This window comes from Neoroseomonas rubea, from assembly GCF_016106015.1.
GTDB lineage: Bacteria > Pseudomonadota > Alphaproteobacteria > Acetobacterales > Acetobacteraceae > Neoroseomonas > Neoroseomonas rubea.
Window position 1 is genome coordinate 1 of record NZ_JACADQ010000307.1, and the last position, 5,128, is coordinate 5,128.

Consider the following 5,128-nt stretch of genomic DNA (forward strand, 5'->3'; position numbering starts at 1 on the left):
CACGCCGCTCGCCTTCGAGGCGGCCGGCACGGCGGCGATCCGCGCGGCGGGGGAGGTGGCGGAGGTCGCGCTCGACGCGCGCGCCTTCCCGGCAGCGGAGGCGGCGGCGCTCGCGGCGGGCCTCGCCCTCGGCGCCTGGCGTTTCGACGCGCTGCGCACGCGCGACGTGCCGGTCGCCCCCCGCCGGGCCGTGGTGCATGTGCAGGACGTGGCGGCGGCGGATGCGGCCTTCGCGCGCGTCGCGCCCGGCGTCGCCGGCTGCCTCTTTGCCCGCGACCTGGTGGTGGAACCCGCCAACTGCCTGAGCACGCGCCGCTTCGCCGCCCGCCTCGCCGCCATGGCGAAGGCGGAGGGCCTTGGTGTCGAGGTGCATGGCCGCCACTGGCTGGAACGGCACGGCTTCGGCGCGCTGCTGGCGGTGGGCGGCGGGGCGGCCGACCCGCCGCGGCTCGTCGTGCTGCGCTGGCCGGGCACGCTGCCGCTGCCGCCCGTCGCCTTCGTGGGCAAGGGGATCGTCTTCGACACCGGCGGCATCTCCATCAAGGGCGCGCATGGGATGGAAGCGATGCGCGCTGACATGGCAGGGGCGGCCGCCTGCGCCGGGGCCATGCTCGCCCTCGCGCGGCGGCGATCCCCCGCGCCGGCCGTCGCGGTGCTGGCGATCGCCGAGAACGCGACCGGCGCGGCCTCCTATCGCCCCGGCGACGTGATCCGCACGGCTTCCGGCCGCACGGTGGAGGTGATCGACACCGATGCCGAGGGGCGGCTCGTGCTGGCGGATGCGCTGCACCACGCCATCGCCGCCTTCGCCCCGCGCGCGGTGATCGACCTCGCCACGCTGACGGGTGCCATCGTCACCGCGCTCGGCCATCACCGCGCCGGGATGTTCGGCCGCGACGCGGCGCTGCTGGCCAGCGTCGCGGCGGCGGGGGAAGCGGTGGGCGAAAGGCTCTGGACCATGCCGATCGGCGACCGCCTGGCCGATGACCTGCGGTCGGACATCGCCGACCTGAAGCAATGCGCCCCGGCCGGATCCGGCGCGATGGGCGGGCGGATGATCCCGGACGCGGCGCATGCCGCATGGTTCCTCTCCCGCTTCACCGAGGGGCTGCCCTGGGCGCATCTGGACATTGCGGGGGTGGAGACGGCGGAGGAGGCGCACGCGCTGGGCCCTGCCGGCCCGACCGGCTTCGGCGCGAGGCTGCTCGACCGGCTGGTTGCGCTAAGGTTCGAGGAGGAACCGTGAGGGAACCGCCATGCGTCCGATGATCCCGAGCCTGCTTGGCCTCCTCCTGCTGCCCGCGGCGGCCGGGGCGCAGGCGCTCGTGCCCTGCCAGCGAGTCGATGGCTCGAACGCGCCCGGCGTCATGCCAGCCACGGCCTATGAGGTGCTGGTCGAAGGCGGGACGGTCCGCCGCGCCGTCCTCACGCTGCAGAACGGCAACCGCTCGACGACGGATTTCGCGCCGAGCAGCCCGGGCGTCTCGGTCCGGTTGGCGAGTTTCCCGGTGCGCGACGCGCCCGGCCAGGTCCACCTGGCCTTCAACCGCGCCTTCGTCCAGCAGGACGGCACGCTGTTCTTCGAGACCTGGTTCCGCGGCCCGCAGGACGCCGCACCCGCCTACAACTGGTATCGCCTGCGCTGCCAGGCGGCCGGGGGGCCGACCAAGTAGCGCCATGGCCGAGATCGGCTTCTACCACCTGACGCGCACCAGGCTCGACCAGGCGCTGGGTCGGCTGCTCGGCCGCATCCTGGCGGGCGGCGGCCGCGCCTTCGTGCTGTGCGGGGAGGCGGAGCGCGCCAAGGCGCTCGATTCGGCGCTCTGGACCCTGCCGGAGCCCGATTGGCTGCCGCACGGCATGGCGGGGGGGGAGGCCGACCCGATGCAGCCGATCCTGATCGGCACGGAGGATGTCGCACCCGCCAATGGCGCGCGCTTCCTGCTGCTGGTCGACGGCGCGGGTAGCGCACGGCTTGGTGACTACGACCGGGTGCTGGACCTCTTCGACGGGGCGGAGGAGGCGTCGGTCGCCGCGGCGCGGGAGCGCTGGAAGGCGGCCAAGGCGGCGGGGCATACGCTCACCTATTGGCAGCAGGGCACCGCGGGGTGGGAGAAGCGCGCCTGATCACGCGCCGCTGATCGTTTCGTGATTCGAGAGTTTCGTTGTTTTTTCGATACAACCCCGTCCGGGGCTTGGGCACCGCCCGGCAAAGGACAAGGGACGATATCATGGCGGAGTACAATCTCGGCAGCGGCAACGACAGCCAGGCGGGCACATCCCTTGCCGACACGATGCGCGGGAACGACGGCAACGACACGCTGTTCGGCGACAACGGCAATGACTTCATGTACGGCGGCGACGGCAATGACTCGCTGGACGGCGGCAACAACAACAACTTCCTGACCGGCGAGGACGGCAACGACAAGCTCATCGGCGGCCAGAACAACGACACGCTGATCGGCGGGATCGGCAACGACTTCCTCTCCGGCGGCCGGAACAACAACGGCAGCGGCGACAAGAATTTCCTCGACGGCGGCGATGACAACGACACGCTGATCGGCGGCCAGAACAAGGACAGCATCCTCGGCGGCGACGGCAACGACTCGATCGATGCCGGCGGCGACGGGAAGGACATCATCTTCGCCGGCAGCGGCAACGACACGATCTCGGGCTTCACCGGCAGCGGTGGGGCCCGCTTCGTCGATGGCGGCACGGGCAACGACTACGTCATCATCGACGCCCAGTTCCGGCCGAACAACCTCGAGAAGTTCGATACGCCGCAGAATGTCGTGATCGACGGCCAGACCTACCAGGCTGGCGCGATGTACAAGATCAACGACAGCGCCAAGGTCTATTTCGGCCAGTTCAGCGGGATCGTGAAGTTCAACGGCAACACCATCGCGCCGCTCGACGTCGTCTGCTTCGCCGAAGGCACGATGATCATGACCGCCGCCGGGGAACGGCCGGTCGAGAGCCTGCGCGCCGGCGACATGGTCGCGACGCTGATGGGCGGCGCCGGCCTGGCGCCCGTGCGCTGGCTCGGCCGCCGCACCGTGGATCTCGAGACGCATCCGCATGGCGAATGGGTGTCGCCGATCCTGGTGATGCCCGGCGCGCTCGGCGCCGGCGTGCCGCACCGCCCGCTGCGCGTCTCCCCGGAACACGCGCTGCTGGTCGATGGCGTGCTGGTGCCCGCGGGGCTGCTGGTGGATGGGGTGACGATCCTGCGCACCCCGCCGCGCGGCCGCGTCACCTATTTCCATGTCGAGCTCGACCGCCACGACGTGCTGCTCGCCGAAGGCGCGCCGGCCGAATCCTACCTGGAGATGGACAACCGCCAGAACTTCGAGAATGGCGGGCTGATCGTGGCCCTGCATGCCGACTTCGCGCCGGCCGAAGGCTGCGTCCGCGAAGGCTGCGCGCCGCGCATCCGCGAAGGCGAGGCGCTGGACCGCGTGCGTGCGGCGCTGGCCGAACGCCGCGCCGCCGCCGCCCCGGCCGGGATCAGTTCTGCAGCCTGATCCCGGTGATCTCGACCATCCGCCGCCAGCGCGCCACCTCTTCCCGCTGAAAGGCGGCGAAGGGGCCGGCGGGCAGGGCGGCGGCGACGAAACCCTGGCCGGTCAGCCGCTCCACCATGGCAGGCCGGCCCAGGATCGCCACCAGCGCGTCCGACAGGCGCGCGACGATGGGCTCCGGCGTCCGCGCCGGGGCCCATAGGCCGAACCAGGCATCGACGGCCAGGTCCTGCGCGCCGAGCTCCGCGAAGGTCGGCACGTCCGGCGTCTCGGGCAGCCGCGCCGGCGCGCCGATGCCCAAGCTCCGCAGCCGCCCGTCCCGTACCAGCGCCACCACCTGCGGCCAGGTCGAGACGAAGAAGTCGACCGTGCCCGCCACCGTGTCCGTCGTCGCCTGCGCGCCGCCGCGATAGGGGACATGCGTCGCGTCCATCCCCTCCCGCCGCACGAAGGTCTCGGCGATCACATGGCTGGCCGACCCGGCGCCCGATGACGCGTAGGTGACGCGGCCCCCGTTCTTCCCCTTGGCCGCGAGCTCGGCCAGCGTCCGCGGCCCGTTGGCCGGCACGACCAGCGCGTGGTGCACGGCGGCCAGCCGCGCGACCGGCGCGAAATCCGCCACCGGATCGAAGGGCAGGGAGGGCAGCATGGCCGCATTGGCCGCATGGGTCTGGTTGTTGCCGAGCGAGAGCGTGTAGCCATCCGCCGGCGCCTGCGCGACGGCATGGGTGCCGACCACCGCGGCGCCGCCGGCGCGGTTCTCCACCACGAAGGCGCTGCCCGCGATCTCCTCCTGCAACGCCGCGGCCAGGGTGCGGGCCAGCACGTCGGTGGACCCGCCCGGCGGATAGGCGACGACGATGCGCACCGGGCGCGTCGGCCAGGCCTGGGCGCGCGCGGCGAAGGGCAAGGCGAGGGCAGGGGCGGCGATCAGGCTGCGGCGGCGGATCATGGGCGGTCTCCTCCTCCGGCGCGTCCCGGGCGCCGGTGTCGCGACCCTGTTGGCCGATCCCGCGCGGCAGGTCCAGACCGCCGCGAATCGTGACGAACCTTTGGTTGCAATCGGCCTCGCGAGGGGATTACGGTCCGGCAAGACGGACTCGCGACCAACGACGAGGGGAGTGGCGTGATGGGCAGCAATGACCCGATGCGGCCGGCCGCTCGGACCGACGGCGCCGCGGTACGCAAGGCCAGCGCGCCGCAGGAGCCACCGACCGGACGCGCGCTGTGGCCCACCTTCATGCGGCGCACGCTCGCCGAGGAAGAACTGCCCGCCCCCGCCCCGCGCGAGGTCTGCGCCGCCAAGTAGCGGCGGTCAGGCCGCCTCTAGCCGGGCGGACACGTCGAGCCACTCCTCCTCCAGCGCCGCGACCTCCTTCGCGATCGCGGCTCGGCGGGTGTTCGCCCAGGCGATGTCCTCGGGCTTGAAGCGGGCATAGGTGGCGGGGTCGGACAGGCGCTTCTCGATCAGACCGTCCTCGCGCGCCAGCTTCTCGAGCGTCGCCTCCACCGCCTTCAGCCGCGCGCGAAGCGGGGCGTTGGCGCTGCGCGCATCGGCCCGTTCGCGCCGCGCCTCGGCCCGCGCGCCGCCGGCTTCCGCGCGGGCG

General features: G+C 72.8%; 6 protein-coding genes and 1 pseudogene. 5 read left to right on the plus strand and 2 right to left on the minus strand.

Going from position 1 to position 5,128, the window contains the following annotated elements; genetic code table 11:
• The 4 genes from HW577_RS20350 to HW577_RS20365 form a co-directional block, all read left to right on the plus strand.
• Positions 1-1,246, plus strand: a 1,246-nt coding sequence (locus tag HW577_RS20350) for a leucyl aminopeptidase family protein (protein ID WP_198377953.1), incomplete at its 5' end; no start/stop codon positions are given.
• Between the two features lie 10 nt (positions 1,247-1,256).
• Positions 1,257-1,673, plus strand: a complete 417-nt coding sequence (locus HW577_RS20355) for a hypothetical protein (protein WP_198377954.1) — start codon at positions 1,257-1,259, stop codon at positions 1,671-1,673.
• Positions 1,674-1,677: 4 nt separating this feature from the next.
• Positions 1,678-2,127: a DNA polymerase III subunit chi gene (locus HW577_RS20360; RefSeq protein ID WP_198377955.1), complete on the plus strand. Its 450-nt coding sequence runs from the start codon at positions 1,678-1,680 to the stop codon at positions 2,125-2,127.
• 104 nt (positions 2,128-2,231) lie between these two features.
• Complete coding sequence (locus tag HW577_RS20365; RefSeq protein ID WP_198377956.1) at positions 2,232-3,524, plus strand: Hint domain-containing protein; 1,293 nt, start codon at positions 2,232-2,234, stop codon at positions 3,522-3,524.
• Here HW577_RS20365 and HW577_RS20370 read toward each other — a convergent pair.
• The gene (locus HW577_RS20370; protein WP_198377957.1) at positions 3,508-4,473 is read right to left on the minus strand and encodes a Bug family tripartite tricarboxylate transporter substrate binding protein; all 966 of its coding nucleotides are present in this window, start codon (positions 4,471-4,473) and stop codon (positions 3,508-3,510) included. The genes HW577_RS20365 and HW577_RS20370 overlap by 17 nt on opposite strands.
• A 177-nt stretch (positions 4,474-4,650) precedes the next feature.
• Between HW577_RS20370 and HW577_RS20375 the strand changes: the two genes are divergently transcribed.
• Positions 4,651-4,830: a hypothetical protein gene (locus HW577_RS20375; RefSeq protein ID WP_198377958.1), complete on the plus strand. Its 180-nt coding sequence runs from the start codon at positions 4,651-4,653 to the stop codon at positions 4,828-4,830.
• Positions 4,831-4,836: 6 nt separating this feature from the next.
• On the opposite strand, the pseudogene HW577_RS20380 reads toward HW577_RS20375, so the two are convergent.
• Positions 4,837-5,128: pseudogene (locus tag HW577_RS20380) on the minus strand (ABC transporter ATP-binding protein); the annotation flags it as partial.

What these genes read in the sequence shown, in the direction of transcription:
- HW577_RS20355 (WP_198377954.1), top strand. Translation starts at nt 1,257, where the DNA reads ATGCGTCCGATGATCCCGAGCCTGCTTGGCCTCCTCCTGCTGCCCGCG.
- HW577_RS20360 (WP_198377955.1), top strand. Translation starts at nt 1,678, where the DNA reads ATGGCCGAGATCGGCTTCTACCACCTGACGCGCACCAGGCTCGACCAG.
- HW577_RS20365 (WP_198377956.1), top strand. Translation starts at nt 2,232, where the DNA reads ATGGCGGAGTACAATCTCGGCAGCGGCAACGACAGCCAGGCGGGCACA.
- HW577_RS20370 (WP_198377957.1), bottom strand. Translation starts at nt 4,473, where the DNA reads ATGATCCGCCGCCGCAGCCTGATCGCCGCCCCTGCCCTCGCCTTGCCC.
- HW577_RS20375 (WP_198377958.1), top strand. Translation starts at nt 4,651, where the DNA reads ATGGGCAGCAATGACCCGATGCGGCCGGCCGCTCGGACCGACGGCGCC.